The 16188-nt window shown below is 60.3% G+C and carries 13 protein-coding genes and 4 tRNA genes; 2 read left to right on the top strand and 15 right to left on the bottom strand.

What is annotated here, in order from left to right; all coding sequences use genetic code 11:
• Window positions 1–339: 339 nt before the first annotated feature.
• From asd to leuC, 5 genes are all read right to left on the bottom strand, one after another.
• Entirely contained in the window at window positions 340–1452 is a 1113-nt protein-coding gene (gene asd, locus BLU52_RS07850) for an aspartate-semialdehyde dehydrogenase (protein ID WP_090282647.1), read from the bottom strand.
• A 66-nt stretch (window positions 1453–1518) separates the two neighbouring features.
• Entirely contained in the window at window positions 1519–2601 is a 1083-nt protein-coding gene (leuB, locus tag BLU52_RS07845; protein WP_090282646.1) for a 3-isopropylmalate dehydrogenase, read from the bottom strand.
• Between the two features lie 54 nt (window positions 2602–2655).
• Window positions 2656–3423 (bottom strand): class I SAM-dependent methyltransferase, encoded by a 768-nt coding sequence (locus tag BLU52_RS07840; RefSeq protein WP_090282645.1) that lies wholly within the window; start codon window positions 3421–3423, stop codon window positions 2656–2658.
• Window positions 3424–3552: 129 nt separating this feature from the next.
• Window positions 3553–4197: a 3-isopropylmalate dehydratase small subunit gene (gene leuD / locus BLU52_RS07835; RefSeq protein WP_090282644.1), complete on the bottom strand. Its 645-nt coding sequence runs from the start codon at window positions 4195–4197 to the stop codon at window positions 3553–3555.
• Between the two features lie 12 nt (window positions 4198–4209).
• Window positions 4210–5628: a 3-isopropylmalate dehydratase large subunit gene (leuC, locus tag BLU52_RS07830; RefSeq protein ID WP_090282643.1), complete on the bottom strand. Its 1419-nt coding sequence runs from the start codon at window positions 5626–5628 to the stop codon at window positions 4210–4212.
• Between the two features lie 139 nt (window positions 5629–5767).
• Here leuC and BLU52_RS07825 point away from each other — a divergent pair, with 139 nt between their 5' ends.
• On the top strand, window positions 5768–6652 hold the full coding sequence (locus BLU52_RS07825) for a LysR family transcriptional regulator (protein WP_090282642.1): 885 nt from the start codon (window positions 5768–5770) through the stop codon (window positions 6650–6652).
• A gap of 74 nt (window positions 6653–6726) precedes the next feature.
• Window positions 6727–10005, top strand: coding sequence for a PAS domain S-box protein (locus BLU52_RS07820; protein ID WP_090282641.1), 3279 nt, complete (start codon window positions 6727–6729; stop codon window positions 10003–10005).
• A gap of 46 nt (window positions 10006–10051) precedes the next feature.
• On the opposite strand, the gene BLU52_RS07815 is transcribed toward BLU52_RS07820, so the two are convergent.
• The 10 genes from BLU52_RS07815 to gltX all read right to left on the bottom strand — a co-directional run bounded on the left by BLU52_RS07815 (window position 10052) and on the right by gltX (window position 16025).
• Window positions 10052–10495: an Hsp20 family protein gene (locus BLU52_RS07815; RefSeq protein WP_090282640.1), complete on the bottom strand. Its 444-nt coding sequence runs from the start codon at window positions 10493–10495 to the stop codon at window positions 10052–10054.
• A 119-nt stretch (window positions 10496–10614) separates the two neighbouring features.
• On the bottom strand, window positions 10615–11574 hold the full coding sequence (locus BLU52_RS07810; protein WP_090282639.1) for a tRNA dihydrouridine synthase: 960 nt from the start codon (window positions 11572–11574) through the stop codon (window positions 10615–10617).
• Between the two features lie 168 nt (window positions 11575–11742).
• Entirely contained in the window at window positions 11743–12192 is a 450-nt protein-coding gene (locus BLU52_RS07805) for an acyl-CoA thioesterase (protein ID WP_090282638.1), read from the bottom strand.
• A gap of 47 nt (window positions 12193–12239) precedes the next feature.
• Entirely contained in the window at window positions 12240–13073 is an 834-nt protein-coding gene (locus BLU52_RS07800) for an alpha/beta fold hydrolase (RefSeq protein WP_090282637.1), read from the bottom strand.
• 30 nt (window positions 13074–13103) lie between these two features.
• Entirely contained in the window at window positions 13104–13643 is a 540-nt protein-coding gene (locus BLU52_RS07795) for a TetR/AcrR family transcriptional regulator (protein WP_090282636.1), read from the bottom strand.
• Window positions 13644–13825: 182 nt separating this feature from the next.
• Window positions 13826–13901 (bottom strand) — tRNA-Glu (locus BLU52_RS07790).
• An 80-nt stretch (window positions 13902–13981) separates the two neighbouring features.
• Window positions 13982–14057, bottom strand: a tRNA-Ala gene (locus BLU52_RS07785).
• A 53-nt stretch (window positions 14058–14110) separates the two neighbouring features.
• Window positions 14111–14186: transfer RNA gene (locus tag BLU52_RS07780), tRNA-Glu, on the bottom strand.
• 79 nt (window positions 14187–14265) lie between these two features.
• A tRNA-Ala gene (locus BLU52_RS07775) sits at window positions 14266–14341 on the bottom strand.
• A gap of 202 nt (window positions 14342–14543) precedes the next feature.
• Window positions 14544–16025 (bottom strand): glutamate--tRNA ligase, encoded by a 1482-nt coding sequence (gltX, locus tag BLU52_RS07770; protein ID WP_090282635.1) that lies wholly within the window; start codon window positions 16023–16025, stop codon window positions 14544–14546.
• Window positions 16026–16188 lie beyond the last annotated feature (163 nt).

Below are 16188 nucleotides of genomic sequence, written 5' to 3'. Positions count from 1 at the left end.
CTGAGCGGAGGGATTGATCCAGGCGTGGGAGCGCAGCGACCGTCTGGCGCAGCCAGACACAGCGGAAGGAGGTGCAGCGAAGCAAACCGTAGCCGCTGCGCCCGGATCGATACCGGAGCGAAGGGACCCGAGCTTGCGAGGGCCGTACGTAGGAGCAAGCGTTTTTTGCTTACTTTTTTTGGCGTTTGAAAAAAAGTGAGTCGCCGTAAGGGCGAAACCATAAGAAGCCGTTACCGCAGCAACGGATATGTACTCTTCAAACACCAGACAACCGAAAACCCCAGGCATAAAAAAACCCGCGACTCAAAAAGGCGCGGGCTTCTTCATCACATCAACCAATCAACGCTCAAGCAAAATCCGCAGCATGCGACGCAGCGGTTCCGCCGCACCCCACAGCAACTGATCGCCCACGGTAAACGCACCGACAAACTGCGAACCCATGTTCAGCTTGCGCAGACGCCCAACCGGAACATTCAGAGTGCCAGTGACCTTGGTCGGACTCAGCTCCTGCATGCTGATCTCACGGTTGTTCGGCACCAGCTTGACCCAAGGGTTGTGCTGGCTGATCAGCCCTTCGATATCAGCGATCGGCACGTCCTTGTTGAGCTTGATGGTCAGCGCCTGACTGTGGCAACGCATGGCGCCGATGCGCACGCAGATACCGTCGACCGGGATCGGGCTCTTGAAGCGACCGAGAATCTTGTTGGTCTCGGCCTGGGCCTTCCACTCTTCGCGGCTCTGGCCGTTAGGCAGTTCCTTGTCGATCCACGGGATCAGGCTGCCGGCCAGCGGAACGCCGAAGTTCTCGGTCGGATACGCTTCGCTGCGCATGGCATCGGCCACGCGACGGTCGATGTCGAGGATCGCGCTGGCCGGATCGGCCAGTTGATCGGCGACTGCAGCATGGGTTGCGCCCATCTGCTTGATCAGTTCACGCATGTTCTGCGCGCCGGCCCCGGAGGCCGCCTGATAAGTCATGGCGCTCATCCACTCCACCAGACCGGCCTCGAACAGACCGCCCAGGCCCATCAGCATCAAGCTGACGGTGCAGTTGCCACCGATGTAGTTCCTGGTGCCGGCATCGAGTTGCTGATCGATGACCTTGCGGTTGACCGGGTCGAGAATGATCACCGCGTCATCGTTCATGCGCAGGCTTGAGGCTGCGTCGATCCAGTAACCCTGCCAGCCGGCTTCGCGCAGCTTGGGAAATACTTCGCTGGTGTAGTCGCCGCCCTGGCAGGTCAGAATCACGTCGAGGGTCTTCAGCTCGTCAATGCTGTAAGCATCCTTGAGCGGAGCAATGTCCTTGCCCACGGACGGGCCTTGGCCACCGACATTGGAAGTGGTGAAAAACACCGGCTCGATTAGATCGAAATCCTGCTCTTCCAGCATCCGCTGCATGAGCACGGAACCGACCATCCCGCGCCAACCGATCAGACCTACACGTTTCATCGCAACTACACCTTCTTGAAAAGTGGGCCGCTGCTTTGTATTGAATTTCGCAGCGGGCCCGAGAGATTACAGATTCCGCAGCGCGGCGACTACTGCGTCGCCCATTTGCTGCGTACCGACTTTGGTACAACCGGCCGAATGGATATCGCCAGTGCGCAAGCCCTGATCGAGCACGACGCTGACGGCTTTCTCGATGGCATCGGCGGCATCGTGCAGATTGAAGCTGTAACGCAGCATCATCGACACCGAGAGGATGGTGGCCAACGGGTTGGCAATGCCTTGGCCAGCGATGTCCGGTGCGGAACCGTGGCAAGGCTCGTACATGCCCTTGTTGTTGGAGTCCAGCGAGGCCGACGGCAGCATGCCGATGGAGCCGGTGAGCATCGACGCTTCGTCGGAGAGAATGTCGCCGAACATATTGTCGGTGACGATCACGTCGAACTGCTTCGGTGCGCGCACCAGTTGCATCGCGGCGTTGTCGACGTACATGTGGCTCAGCTCGACTTCTGGATAGTCTTTGGCCACTTGCTCGACCACTTCGCGCCACAGTTGGCTGGACGCCAGCACGTTGGCCTTGTCCACCGAGCACAGCTTCTTGCCACGGACCATGGCCATGTCGAAACCGACGCGGGCGATGCGGCGGATTTCGCTTTCGCTGTACGGCAGGGTGTCGTAGGACTGACGCTCGCCGTTGTCCAGCGTACGGGTGCCGCGCGGCGCACCGAAGTAGATGCCGCCGGTCAATTCACGAACGATCAGGATGTCCAGACCGGCAACGATCTCCGGCTTCAGGCTCGAAGCGTCAGCCAGTTGCGGGTACAGGATGGCCGGACGCAGGTTGCCGAACAGGCCCAGTTGCGCTCGGATTTTCAGCAGACCGCGCTCAGGACGAATATCGCGCTCGATGGTGTCCCATTTCGGGCCACCGACGGCGCCGAGCAGCACGGCATCGGCAGCGCGGGCGCGGTCGAGGGTTTCGTCGGCCAATGGCACGCCGTGCTTGTCGATGGCCGCACCACCGATCACGTCATGGCTCAGCTCGAAGCCCAGGCTGTACTTGTCGTTCGCCAGTTCCAGCACCTTGACCGCTTCGGCCATGATTTCCGGACCAATACCGTCACCTGGGAGAATCAGAATCTGCTTGCTCATGCTTTCCTCGTGTCTTCAATCGGTGCGCCTTCACCGGCGCGCCCGGAAAAATGCTTATCGCTCGGCCATCAATACGATCACATCGATACTGAAGGAGCCATCGGCCTCAATTTCGAAATATTCGCGCACTTCGTTGCCCATCGATTGCTGCAACTGAACAATCGCCGCACGCATCACCTCGGGTGTGCGCATGCGCTCAACCCAACTGGTGTACTCCAGCCGCAGACGCTGACGGGTGGTGCTGCGCACATGCAACCCGGCCTCACTGACCTGGCGCAGCCATTCGGCGGCGGAATAATCGCGCACATGACTGGTGTCACGCAGCACTTCGACGCTTTGCAGGTAAGTGTCGAACAGCGGGCTGCCCGGTGACAACACGTCCACGAAAGCTGCGACACCGCCCGGCTTCAGCACCCGACGCACTTCACGCAGGGCCACACCGAGATCGCTCCAGTGATGCGCCGAATAACGGCTGAACACAAAATCGAACTCGCCATCGGCAAACGGCAGACGCTCGGCGGCGCCGTTGACCGTAGCGATATTGTCCATGCCGCGCTCGGCCGCCGCGGCGGTGACCACGTCGAGCATCTGCTGTGACAGGTCATAGGCCACCACTTCGCTGACCAGCGGTGCGACATGAAAACTCACATGACCGGCACCGCACCCCAGATCGAGCACCCGCGCCCCGCCCTGCCCGGCCAGTTCAGCTTGCAGCAGGGCGAATTCGCTGCCCTGCGCGTGAACGGCGCTGCTCAGGTAGGCGGCGGCCTGTTCGCCGAATTGCTTCTGGACGACCTGGGTGTGTTGGGCGGTGCTGTTCATGGGACTTTCCTGTTCAGTCTTTCATTGCTTTTGAGGGCCTCATCGCGAGCAGGCTCACTCCTACAGGGGGATGCATTTCAAATGTAGGAGTGAGCCTGCTCGCGATAGCGTCATCCGCCATACGCAAAATCAGGCGTCGCGAAACAACCACGGCTGACTCACCCGGTGCTTCGCTTCGAACGTGGCAATCGCATCGCCGTCCTGCAGGGTCAGGCCGATGTCGTCCAGACCGTTCAACAGGCAATGCTTGCGAAACGCATCGATCTCAAAGCGGTACACCTTGCCATCAGGGCGGGTCACGGTTTGCGCTTGCAGATCGACCTGCAATTGATAACCCGGCTCGGCCTCAACCTGCTTAAACAATTCATCGACTTCAGCATCGCTGAGGATGATCGGCAGCAAGCCGTTCTTGAAGCTGTTGTTGAAGAAGATATCGGCGTAGCTCGGCGCAATGATGCTGCGGAAACCGTATTCTTCCAGCGCCCACGGCGCGTGCTCACGGCTGGAGCCGCAACCGAAGTTCTCGCGGGCGAGCAACACGCTGGCGCCCTGATAACGCTCGGCGTTGAGCACGAAATCCTGGTTCAGCGGGCGCTTGGAATTGTCCTGATACGGCTGGCCAACGTCGAGGTAACGCCACTCGTCGAACAGGTTCGGACCAAAACCGGTGCGCTTGATCGACTTCAGGAACTGCTTGGGAATGATCTGATCGGTGTCGGCGTTGGCACGATCCAGAGGCGCGACAAGACCAGTGTGCTGGGTAAAAGCTTTCATGCTGCGCTCCTTTTAGATCAATTCACGAACGTCGACGAAACGACCGTTCACCGCTGCGGCCGCGGCCATGGCCGGGCTGACCAGGTGGGTACGGCCACCGGCGCCCTGACGGCCTTCGAAGTTGCGGTTGGACGTCGAGGCGCAATGCTCGCCGGACTCCAAACGGTCCGGGTTCATCGCCAGGCACATCGAGCAACCCGGCTCACGCCATTCAAAACCGGCGTCGAGGAAAATCTTGTCCAGACCTTCGGCTTCGGCCTGCGCCTTGACCAGACCCGAGCCCGGCACGACGATCGCCTGCTTGATGGTCGATGCCACCTTGCGGCCCTTGGCGATCACCGCTGCCGCGCGCAAGTCTTCGATCCGCGAGTTGGTGCAGGAACCGATGAATACGCGGTCGAGCTGAATGTCGGTAATCGCCTGATTGGCGGTCAAGCCCATGTATTTCAGGGCGCGGACGATCGAGTCGCGCTTGACCAGATCCATCTCCTTGGCCGGGTCCGGCACATTCTGATCAACGGCCAAAACCATTTCCGGCGACGTGCCCCAGCTGACTTGCGGCTTGATCTGCGCGGCGTCGAGTTCAATCACGGTATCAAACTGCGCGTCGGCGTCGGAAACCAGCTCTTTCCAGGCTTCGACGGCCATGTCCCACTGTGCGCCTTTCGGTGCGAACGGACGGCCCTTCACGTAATCGATGGTTTTCTGGTCCGCCGCCACCAGGCCCACGCGGGCGCCGGCTTCGATGGACATGTTGCAAATGGTCATGCGGCCTTCGACGGACAGATCGCGAATCGCGCTGCCGGCGAATTCGATGGCATGGCCATTACCGCCGGCGGTGCCGATCTTGCCGATCACCGCGAGGACGATGTCCTTGGCGGTGACGCCGAACGGCAATTGCCCTTCAACGCGCACCAGCATGTTTTTCATTTTCTTGGCAACCAGGCACTGAGTGGCCAGCACGTGCTCGACCTCTGAAGTGCCGATGCCGTGAGCCAACGCGCCGAAGGCACCGTGGGTCGAGGTGTGCGAGTCGCCGCAGACGACGGTCATGCCCGGCAAGGTCGCGCCCTGCTCCGGGCTGATGACGTGGACGATGCCTTGGCGCACGTCATTCATCTTGAACTCGACGATGCCGTATTCATCACAGTTGTCATCGAGGGTCTGCACCTGCAAACGCGAGACCTGGTCGGCAATGGCTGCGATGCCGCCCTTGCGTTCCGGGGTGGTCGGTACGTTGTGGTCCGGGGTCGCGATGTTGGCATCGATGCGCCACGGCTTGCGCCCGGCCAGACGCAGGCCTTCGAAGGCTTGCGGCGAGGTCACTTCGTGAATGATGTGACGGTCGATGTAGATCAGCGCAGAGCCATCGTCGCGCTGCTTGACCAAATGCGAATCCCAGAGCTTGTCGTACAGCGTTTTGCCGGCCATCAGACGGTTCCTCATCAGCTTGTTTCTATGCCCTGGGCTTATCAATAACCCTTTGGCTTGTGAGGCCGATCCTATGGGGTTAGATTAAATAACTCAAATTCATATTTTTTATGCTTTGGATAACCGACTGGAATACTGAATGGATCTGGCCAACCTTAATGCTTTTATTGCCATCGCCGAGACCGGCAGCTTCTCCGGCGCTGGCGAACGCCTGCACCTGACCCAACCCGCGATCAGCAAGCGCATCGCCGGGCTGGAGCAACAACTGAAGGTGCGCCTGTTCGACCGTCTGGGCCGTGAAGTCGGCCTGACCGAGGCCGGCCGCGCCCTGCTGCCGCGGGCTTACCAGATTCTCAACGTGCTGGATGACACCCGCCGCGCCCTGACCAACCTGACCGGCGAAGTCAGCGGTCGCCTGACGCTGGCCACCAGTCATCACATCGGTCTGCATCGATTACCACCCTTATTAAGGGAATTCACCCGCCGCTACCCACAAGTCGCGCTGGATATTCAGTTCCTCGATTCGGAAGTGGCCTACGAAGAAATTCTTCACGGCCGCGCTGAACTGGCAGTGATCACCTTGGCGCCGGAGCCTCACGCGCTGGTCAAGGCCACACCGGTGTGGGACGACCCGCTGGATTTCGTGGTCGCCCCAGAGCATTCGCTGATCAATAACGGCGCCGTCAGCCTGATCGACATCGCCGGCCATCCGGCGGTATTCCCTGGCGGCAACACCTTTACCCACCACATCGTCCAGCGTTTGTTCGAGGCCCAGGGCCTGACGCCGAACATCGCCATGAGCACCAACTATCTGGAAACCATCAAGATGATGGTCTCGATCGGCCTCGCCTGGAGCGTGTTGCCGCGCACCATGCTTGATGAGCAAGTGGCAAGCATCGCATTGCCGGGCATACAGCTCAGTCGCCAGCTAGGCTATATCCTGCACACCGAACGGACGCTCTCGAACGCGGCAAGAGCCTTCATGGCCTTGCTGGATGCACAAATCGATCTGCCAGGGACTTGAGGCCGACTTGTGCTACTCCTGTAGAGCCGCGATTGCTGTGCCTAACGCCACCATCCGCTCAAGGCCTGTCCACAATGCCGAAATCTGTTGACCGAATTCCGCCGATGCCGCGTATCCAGGCGATTGACCCGCGTCATTCCGAGCAGAGCTGGGAAAGCGCGCCGCAATTACTGGCGGCGCTCAACGGCGCCCGGCTCGGCGCCTGGTACTGGGACATCGAGCGCGGGCAGATCAGTTGGTCGCGCGGCACCCAGGCGTTGTTCGGCTTTGATCCACGGCAGCCGCTGCCCGAAGATCTGGAATATCTTGATTTGCTGCCACCGGAAGACCGGGCAAAAACCGTTCGCGCCTTCCATGCAGTGATCGCCGGCGCGCCGCTGGAGCAGGCGATGCACCACCGCATCCGCTGGCCCGACGGCAGCCTGCACTGGCTGGAGATCAATGGCAGCCTGCTGCCGGACAAAAATGGCCGCCCCCGAATGATCGGGGTGATTCGTGAAATCACCCACCAGCGCCAACGTGAACAGGCGCTGAGCAGCTCGGAGAAACGTTTCGCCACACTTTTCCACCTGTGCCCCAACATGGTGCTGCTGACCCGCCAGGAAGACGGTTTGATCAGCGAGGCCAATCAGTATTTTGAAAGCCTGTTCGGCTGGCCGGTACAGAATGCCATTGGGCGCACCACCCTCGAACTTGGCCTGTGGGTGCATCCCGAACAACGCGCCGAACTGGTGAAAAAAACCAAGGCCAAGGGCGACCTGGTCAGCATGGAAGTGCAGTTTCGCGCCAGCAACGGCCAGGTGCATGACGGCATTCTCAGTGCGCAGAAAGTCGAACTCGAAGGTCAGCCGTACCTGCTCAGCACCTTTCTCGACACCACCGAACGCAAAGCCGCCGAACTGGCCTTGAAAGACAGCCAGGAACGCCTCGACCTGGCGCTGGATTCGGCGCAGCTCGGCACCTGGGACTGGCACATCCCCAGCGGCATGCTTTACGGCTCGGCGCGCGCCGCGCAATTGCACGGACTCGACCCGATACCGTTCCATGAATCATTCGAGGCGTTTTTCGAGGGTGTGCCCGGCGAAGAACGCGACAGCATGCGCGATGCCTACCGCAGTCTGCGCGAAGGCCCGGCGGGCAACTATCAACTGACCTATCGCGTGCAATTGCCGGACGGCAGCTCGCGCTATCTGGAGAGCCGCGCGCGCCTGTATCGCGATGACAACGGCGCGCCGCTGCGCATGGCCGGGACGCTGCTGGACATCACCGATCAGGTTGAACGCGAACAGCGCCTGGTGGCCTCGGAAGAGAAGTTCGCCACGCTGTTCCAGGTCAGCCCCGACCCGATCTGCGTCACCCGTCAGGAAACCGGTGAGTTCATCGAGATCAACTCCAGCTTCACCCAGACATTCGGCTGGAGCACGGCTGACGTGATTGGCCACACCGCCGAAGAAATCGGCCTGTGGGACGCCTCGGCAAAAAGCCTGCAACGCATTGAGCGGGTCATTCGCGAGCAGGGCTTGAGCAACGTCGCGATCATCGTCCAGCACAAGGACGGCCAGTCGCTGACCTGTGTGATTTCCAGTCGGCAGATCAGCGTTGGCGATCAGCCGTGCATCGTCACCACGTTGCGCGATATCACTCAACAACAACGCTCGGAAGCGGCGCTGAAGGCCAGCGAAGAGAAGTTTGCCAAGGCGTTTCACTCCAGCCCCGACGCGATCACCATCACCGAACGCGACACCGGACGTTATCTGGAGGTCAACGACGGCTTCTGCCGCTTGACGGGCTATCGCGCCGAGGAAGTGGTGGGCAAAACGGTGTATCAGGTCGGCATTTGGGCCGAGGAAAAGCAGCGTTCGGCGCTGTTGGCTGAATTGCAGATCAAGGGCCGCGTGCACCATCAGGAAATGCTTGGGCGCAACAAGCGCGGGGAGATACTGACTGTCGAGGTCTCGGTCGAGCCCATCACCCTCAACGAAACCGCGTGCCTGCTGCTGACCGCGCGGGACGTCAGCCTGCTGAAAAACGCCGAAGCGCAGATCCGCCATCTGGCCTATCACGACCCGCTGACCAACCTGCCCAATCGCGCCCTGCTGATGGATCGCCTGAGCCAGCAGATTGCCCTGCTTAAACGTCACAATCTGCGCGGCGCTTTGTTGTTCCTCGATCTCGATCACTTCAAGCACATCAACGATTCGCTGGGGCATCCGGTCGGCGACACCGTGCTGAAAATCATCACCGCGCGGCTCGAAGCCAGCGTACGCATGGAAGACACCGTGGCGCGCCTCGGTGGCGATGAGTTCGTAGTATTGCTGAGCGGCCTCGAAGGCTCGCGCAGTGAAGTCAGCGAGCAGGTGCGCGCGCTGGCCGACACCATTCGCGAACTGCTGTCCGAGCCGATGTTTCTCGACGGCCAGCGCCTGCAAGTGACGCCAAGCATCGGCGTGGCGCTGATCCCCGATCACGGCTCGACGCCGACCGACCTGCTCAAACGCGCCGACATTGCCCTGTATCGGGCCAAGGATTCCGGGCGCAACACCACGCAGATGTACCACAACACCATGCAGAAAGCCGCGAGCGAACGGCTGCGCATGGAGACCGATCTGCGTCTGGCGCTGTCACGCGGCGAATTCAATGTGCACTTTCAGCCGCAGGTCGATGCGCGCGACAACCGCATCATCGGCGCCGAAGCCCTGGTGCGCTGGAACCATCCGCAACTAGGTGCGCAATCGCCTGCCGAGTTCATCAAGGTTCTGGAGGACAGCGGGCTGATTCTCGAAGTCGGCACCTGGATCCTCGACGAAGCCTGCAATGCCTTCAAGCAACTGATCGCGCTGCGCCTGGTCAACCCGCTCGCTTTCAGCCTGTGCGTGAACATCAGCCCACGGCAGTTCCGCCAGAACGATTTCGTCGAGCGCATCGAACACAGCATGACCAGCCACGGCTTGCCCTGCTCGCTGCTGAAGCTGGAAATCACCGAAGGCATTGTCATCCAGAATCTTGAAGACACCATCGGCAAGATGCGCCGTTTGAAAAAGCTCGGCGTCAGTTTTGCCATGGACGATTTCGGCACCGGTTATTCATCGCTCACTTACCTGAAACGCCTGCCGGTGGACACGCTGAAAATCGATCAGTCATTCATTCGCGACGCGACCACCGACCCGAACGATGCCGAGATCATACGCGCGATTGTCGCGATGGCACGCAGTCTGGAGCTAGAGGTGATTGCCGAAGGCGTGGAAACGCCGGAGCAGTTGGCGTTTTTGCAGGGGCTGGGCTGCCATTTGTATCAGGGGTATCTGCACAGCCGACCGGTGGCACTGAGCGATTTGAAGGTGCTGCTGGAATGACGCGCACAAAAAAGGGCGCCATTGGCGCCCTTTTCGTTACTCGGCGTTATTGCAGCGCCGGCTGCTGCGCACCATTGATTGGAATGCGCTTGGCTTTCGCCTCTTCAGGGACCACGCGCAGCAGGTCGATGCTCAGCAGGCCGTTGCTCAGGTCCGCGGCCTTGATCTCGATGTGATCGGCCAGACGGAACGACAGCTTGAACGCACGCTGGGCGATGCCCTGATGCAGGAAGGTCACACCTTCGTTGGCGTCACGCTTGCCACCACTGATGGTCAGCACACCTTTCTCGACCTGCAGTTCCAGGTCTTCTTCCCGGAAACCGGCGGCGGCAACGACGATACGGTATTGGTCATCACCGTGTTTTTCGACGTTGTAAGGTGGGTAGCTGCTACCTGGCTCGTTGCGCAGGGCGGTTTCGAACAGGTCGTTGAAACGGTCGAAACCTACCGAGGAACGGAACAGTGGTGCGAGAGAAAATGCAGTACTCATGATTCAAATCTCCTGAAAACAATCAGCAAGTTTTTGTGTCTCCGCGACCCGAATTCGGCATCGCGTAACCCTTAGATAGGGACCGCTGTCTGGTTTTCAAGAGATTATTTTCAGATTTTTCAGGCGGCCTCGACGAGCGGCAAACCGAGCAGACGCGAGACTTGATCAGGCTCGGTTTCGCGGCGCAAAACCGTGAACAGCTCGGTGGCTTGCGGGTAATTACGCGTCAGCATCGCCAGCCATTGCTTCAAGCGACCCGGCGATTGGCGCGCGGTCATCTGCGCTTTGGCTTGCAGCCAGAAATCCTGAATCAACGGCATCAGCTCCGCCCAGGTCATCTCGACCACCTCTTCGCCGGCGCGGGCCGCAGCGATCTGCCGGGCCAGATCCGGACGCGACACCAGTCCGCGACCGAGCATGATGTCTTCGACGCCGCTGATCTCGCGGCAACGCCGCCAGTCTTCGACGCTCCAGATATCGCCGTTGGCGAATACCGGCACCTTGACCACGTCCTGCACCCGCGGAATCCACTCCCAGTGTGCTGGCGGTTTGTAGCCGTCCATTTTGGTCCGCGCGTGAACCACGATGTGCTCGGCGCCGCCCTCGGCCAGCGCCGTGGCGCAGACCAGCGAGCCGTCGGGGCTGTCGAAGCCCAGGCGCATCTTCGCAGTGACCGGAATGTGCGCAGGCACCGCGCGACGGACGTGCTCGACGATCTGGTTGAGCAGTTCCGGCTCCTTGAGCAGTACCGCGCCACCCCGGGACTTGTTGACGGTCTTGGCCGGGCAACCAAAGTTGAGGTCGATCACTTCGGAGCCAAGTTCGCAGGCCAGCGCTGCGTTTTCCGCCAGGCACACAGGATCGGAACCGAGCAATTGCACGCGCAGCGGCACACCGGCTGCGGTGCGTGCACCATTGAGCAGCTCAGGGCCGAACTTATGGAAATAGGCCGGTGTGAGCAACTGATCGTTGACTCGAATGAATTCGGTCACGCACCAGTCGATGCCGCCAACGCGGGTCAGCACGTCACGCAGGATGTCGTCGACCAACCCCTCCATGGGCGCCAGAGCAATTTGCATGGGAATACACTATTTGAAGGAAAAACGTGCGGCAGTTTACTGGATTACGCCCAAAACCGCAGAACAACACAAATCCCTTGCAGGAGTGAGCCTGCTCGCGATAGCGGCGTGTCAGTTACACACAGGTGACAGACACACCGCTATCGCGAGCAGGCTCGCCCCTACAGTTTAGATTTGAGCAGATTCCGGGAGCTGGATCGCCGGGCCATAGCCTTCGATGAATTCCGCCGGCATGCGTTTGGGCTTGCCGGTGGATAGCTCGATGCAGACAAACGTGGTCTGCGCACGCAACAGCGTGGCGTTGTCGCTCGGGCGCTTGAGCTGGAAATGCCGGGTCATTTTCAGGCGCTGGTCCCAATCGACGATCCAGGTCGCCAATTGCAGTTCGTCGCCCTCGTAGGCAGCGGCGAGATAATCGATTTCGTGGCGTACTACGGCCATCGCCCGATCCAGTCGCCGGTACTCGACCAGGTCCAGACCCAGGCGCTGCGAGTGGCGCCAGGCGCAGCGCTCGAGCCAGGTCACGTAAACCGCGTTGTTGGCGTGACCCAGTCCGTCGATGTCCTCGGCGCCTACTTGCAGATCAATGGTAAACGGCGTTGCCCGATCCCAGCCCATGCCCCACTCCCGGTCGATGTATTGAACCGGGGCAGTGTAACGGATGCCTACGCCGATTGGCGCGCCTGAAGGCTGCGACCGGCCAGTAGTGATAACACGCCATCAATCACCCGAGGGTCGGCCAGCACGCGCTGATGCCCGCCGCTTTCGAGGCGCAGCAAGCGGCTGTCGAACCAGGCCTCGTGGATCAACTGCGACTCTTTTACCGAAACAAAATTGTCGTCCTCGGCATGCACGATCAAGCCCGGCATATCCAGTTGATAGCGCGCCACATCAAGTGTCGCGGCGCGCATGCCGACGTCCTGTTCGACTTGACGAATGAACGCCGAGCGCGCTCGCGGCGGCATGCCGACCATGCGCGCGAAACCCCGCAGCACACCGAGAATACGTGCCGGCGCGGCGATGCTGACGAGGGTTTCGGTGCGCAAGCCCATTTGCACAGCGAGCATCGCGCTGGCGCCGCCCATCGAATGGCCGATGACGGCTTGCAGCGGCGGCAGCTCAGCCGCTGCCTCGAGCATGGCTCGGGCAAACAGCACCACATTGGCTTCGCGCCCCGGCGAACGACCATGGGCTGGGCCATCCAGTGCGACAACGGTATAACCGGCATCGACCAGCGCCGTGGTCAACGCGGCGAACTGGGTTGGCCGCCCTTCCCAACCATGCATCAGCAGCACCGCCGGGCCCTGGCCCCAGCGCAACGCGGAGAGGCCGAAGCGCAAGGTGATGCGCTCGGCACTGGCCAGCATCGGTAGTTCCCAGTCACGCAGGGGCAGCGCGCGCGGTGTCATGAACACCAGACGCATCTTGCTCGCCACCCGTTTCGGTGCAATCCAGCCCAAGGTGCCGTTAACGCCACGAACCCACTTCAACGCGTTCATCGCTCTCTCCTAAGGCCGGATGCCTTCAGGTCAACGCACCGCCGACTTGGCGGCGCGCAGCAATCGATCGGATAACTCTCCAGGGCCGAGCGCGCGTGCCAGCGCCAGACCGCCCACCATCAACGCCACATCAGCCAGGGCCTTGTCGGTGTCTTCGGGGCTGGCCGCCAGTTGCGCGACCATCAGCTCTAAATGCTCGTTCAGCGCCAGGCGGAACGACTCCGGCAAACGACCCAGCTCACCGATCGAAGCGGGAATCGGGCACGCCGCCTCGCTGGAATCACGGTGTTTGCGCGACAGGTAAAACGCGGCAACCAGGGCGCGACGCTCTTCGCCGGTCAGTTCGGCATCCATGTCGGCAATCAGGTCGCGACGCCGACCCAGCAATTGCTTGAACGCTTCGAGCATCATTGCGTCCTTGCTTTCGAAGTGCGCGTAGAAGCCGCCGACGGTCAGGCCGGCCGCGCCCATCACTTCGCCCACACTGGGATCTGCCGGGCCACGCTGAATCAGTGCGGCGCTGGCAGCCTTGAGGATGCGTTCGCGGGTTTGAGCTTTTTTATCGTTCATCGTTGCCTCCGAATATTACGACTAGAATATTATTCGCATAATAATATTCCGCAAGTCAAGGATATGACCGCTGGTCTGAAGCACAGTGTAAGGAAAAAGGAGAGTTGGCCGAACGCCAGACAAACAAAAGGGCCATTCAATAATTGAATGACCCTTATAAAATCCCGCAGAGCGGGTAATCGTGGCGTCCCCTAGGGGACTCGAACCCCTGTTACCGCCGTGAAAGGGCGGTGTCCTAGGCCACTAGACGAAGGGGACACAAACCCTTCTATACAACTGATCAGTGCTGAGTGCTGATCGATTCAAGGCCGGTGTGGCCAGACCTTGAACTGTAAAATTGGTGGAGCTAAGCGGGATCGAACCGCTGACCTCCTGCATGCCATGCAGGCGCTCTCCCAGCTGAGCTATAGCCCCGGATTTTTCGCCTCGCGGCGGAGCGACATTTTGCAACATCGCTTCTGTAAAACTGGCGTCCCCTAGGGGACTCGAACCCCTGTTACCGCCGTGAAAGGGCGGTGTCCTAGGCCACTAGACGAAGGGGACGCAAACCCTTCTGTACAACTGATCAACGCTGAGTGTTGATCGCTTCAAGGTCGGTGTGGCCAGGCCTTGAAGTGTAAATTGGTGGAGCTAGACGGGATCGAACCGTCGACCTCTTGCATGCCATGCAAGCGCTCTCCCAGCTGAGCTATAGCCCCTCATCGTTGATGTCATCGCTGAGGACGGGGCGAATCTTAATGGCGCATCGAAACCCTGTCAAACTTATTTTTGAAAAATTTCAAAATTTTTCGTCGGGATAACAATCACTTACCACCCTCCCCCCGTAAATCAGCGAGAAGCGCCAAAGGCCGGATCAAAAGATCGTGGCCTTCGGCTGCCGTCACACTGGGTCAGACCTGCTCAAGCAATGGCGCCCAGCAGCTTTTCCCACTCCTTGTTTTCTTTCTTCGACACGCCGCCCAGCAGGTCGATCGCCTGACGCAGACGGAAACGGGTCAGGTCCGGCCCGAGAATTTCCATCGCATCGAGCACCGACACCGAACTGGCCTGGCCGGTGATCGCCGCAAACATCAGCGGCATCGCATCGCGCAGTTTCAACTCCAGCGACTCGACCACCGCCTGAATTGTCGCGGTGATGCTGTCCTTTTCCCACTGACGCAGGCTTTCCAGTTTCCACAGGATCAGCTGCATCAACTGGCGCACCTGATCGCCGGAGAGCTTTTTCGACTCGAACAGTCTGGCGTCCGGATTGACCCCACCGGCAAAGAAGAACCCGGCCAATGGTGCCACTTGGCTGAAGGTTTCGACGCGGCCCTGAACGTGCGGCGCGATCTTCATCATGTATTCCGAGTTGAACGCCCACTTCTGCACGCGCGCGGCAAATTCTTCCACCGGCAGATCACGCAGCCACTGGCCGTTGAGCCATGACAGTTTCTCGATGTCGAAAATCGGCCCGCCGAGGGACACGCGCTTGAGGTCGAAGTTATCGACCATTTCCTGCAGCGAGAACTTTTCGCGCTCGTCCGGCATCGACCAGCCCATGCGACCCAGGTAGTTGAGCATCGCCTCGGGCATGAAGCCCATGCGCTCGTAGAACGTCACCGAAGTCGGGTTCTTGCGCTTGGACAGCTTGCTCTTGTCCGGGTTACGCAGCAGCGGCATGTAGCACAGCTCTGGCTGTTCCCAGCCGAAGTACTCGTAAAGCAGGATCAGTTTCGGCGCCGACGGCAACCATTCTTCACCGCGCAGCACGTGGGTAATGCCCATCAGGTGATCGTCGACCACATTGGCGAGGAAGTACGTCGGCAGGCCGTCGGTCTTCATCAGCACTTGCATGTCCATGCGATCCCACGGGATCTCGACGTCGCCACGCAGCATGTCCGGTACCACGCAAACGCCTTCGCTCGGGACTTTCATGCGGATCACGTGAGGTTCGCCAGCGGCCAGGCGCGCGGCGACTTCTTCTTTCGACAGCAGCAGCGCGCGGCCGTCATAGCGCGGGGTTTCGCCGCGAGCCATTTGTTCGGCGCGCATCTGGTCGAGTTCTTCAGCGGTGCAGAAGCACGGGAAGGCATGGCCCATGTCGACCAGTTGCTGGCAGTACTTCTGATAGATGTCGCCGCGCTCGCTCTGCCGGTACGGGCCGTGCGGGCCGCCGACATCCGGGCCTTCGCTCCAGTCGATGCCCAACCAGCGCAGGGCGTCGAAGATCTGCTGTTCGGACTCGCGGGTCGAACGCAACTGGTCGGTGTCTTCGATGCGCAGGATGAACTCACCGCCATGCTGCTTGGCAAAGCAGTAGTTGAACAATGCGATGTAAGCGGTACCTACGTGGGGGTCCCCGGTAGGCGATGGCGCGATGCGAGTGCGGACGGTGGTCATGGCATGTCTCGAAAAGAATGAAAAGCAGAACAATCAAGCGGCGAATGGTAACAGGCGAGACCCGCCCGGCTCCAGCGGGCAGGGTATTTAAGCCGGACATGGGGTCGTACTGATACCGAGTCGCCGCATTCGCTAGCAGGGCTAGCTCCCACAGAGTTTTGTG

This window comes from Pseudomonas granadensis, from assembly GCF_900105485.1.
Taxonomy (GTDB): Bacteria; Pseudomonadota; Gammaproteobacteria; order Pseudomonadales; family Pseudomonadaceae; genus Aquipseudomonas; species Aquipseudomonas granadensis.
This window is presented reverse-complemented; position numbering and strand designations above follow the sequence as displayed.

Excerpts from the sequence above, each read along its gene's own strand:
- asd (WP_090282647.1), bottom strand. The coding sequence starts at position 1,452 with ATGAAACGTGTAGGTCTGATCGGTTGGCGCGGGATGGTCGGTTCCGTG.
- leuB (WP_090282646.1), bottom strand. The coding sequence starts at position 2,601 with ATGAGCAAGCAGATTCTGATTCTCCCAGGTGACGGTATTGGTCCGGAA.
- BLU52_RS07840 (WP_090282645.1), bottom strand. The coding sequence starts at position 3,423 with ATGAACAGCACCGCCCAACACACCCAGGTCGTCCAGAAGCAATTCGGC.
- leuD (WP_090282644.1), bottom strand. The coding sequence starts at position 4,197 with ATGAAAGCTTTTACCCAGCACACTGGTCTTGTCGCGCCTCTGGATCGT.
- leuC (WP_090282643.1), bottom strand. The coding sequence starts at position 5,628 with ATGGCCGGCAAAACGCTGTACGACAAGCTCTGGGATTCGCATTTGGTC.
- BLU52_RS07825 (WP_090282642.1), top strand. The coding sequence starts at position 5,768 with ATGGATCTGGCCAACCTTAATGCTTTTATTGCCATCGCCGAGACCGGC.
- BLU52_RS07820 (WP_090282641.1), top strand. The coding sequence starts at position 6,727 with ATGCCGAAATCTGTTGACCGAATTCCGCCGATGCCGCGTATCCAGGCG.
- BLU52_RS07815 (WP_090282640.1), bottom strand. The coding sequence starts at position 10,495 with ATGAGTACTGCATTTTCTCTCGCACCACTGTTCCGTTCCTCGGTAGGT.
- BLU52_RS07810 (WP_090282639.1), bottom strand. The coding sequence starts at position 11,574 with ATGCAAATTGCTCTGGCGCCCATGGAGGGGTTGGTCGACGACATCCTG.
- BLU52_RS07805 (WP_090282638.1), bottom strand. The coding sequence starts at position 12,192 with ATGGGCTGGGATCGGGCAACGCCGTTTACCATTGATCTGCAAGTAGGC.
- BLU52_RS07800 (WP_090282637.1), bottom strand. The coding sequence starts at position 13,073 with ATGAACGCGTTGAAGTGGGTTCGTGGCGTTAACGGCACCTTGGGCTGG.
- BLU52_RS07795 (WP_090282636.1), bottom strand. The coding sequence starts at position 13,643 with ATGAACGATAAAAAAGCTCAAACCCGCGAACGCATCCTCAAGGCTGCC.
- gltX (WP_090282635.1), bottom strand. The coding sequence starts at position 16,025 with ATGACCACCGTCCGCACTCGCATCGCGCCATCGCCTACCGGGGACCCC.